Source organism: Bradyrhizobium sp. Kon69, from assembly GCF_055807515.1.
Genome location: NZ_JBVVOS010000360.1, coordinates 1 through 270 on the forward strand (window position 1 = coordinate 1; position 270 = coordinate 270).

The following is a 270-nucleotide window of genomic DNA, read 5'->3' on the forward strand; positions in this document are numbered from 1 at the left end:
GGCAGGGTGGAGCTGTGCTGATCGGTCAATTGCTTGGCCTTGAGCACGGAGCCATGGATCGCCGGCGGCAGCACCGCGTAGCCCAGGCGCAGCTCAGGCAGCAGGGTCTTGGAAAAGGTGCCGACGTAAGTCACCACGCCTCGGGTATCCATGCTTTGCAGCGAGTCGGTGGGGCGGCCCTGGTAGCGGAACTCGCTGTCGTAGTCGTCTTCGATAATGATCGCGCCGAGCTCGATGGCACGGTCCAGCAGGGCCTTGCGCCGCGCCAGG

General features: G+C 65.2%; 1 pseudogene. It reads right to left on the reverse strand.

Annotation, left to right across the window (positions count from 1 at the left end):
* Positions 1-270, reverse strand: a pseudogene (locus tag AC0L3U_RS39450) (MocR-like pyridoxine biosynthesis transcription factor PdxR); the annotation flags it as partial.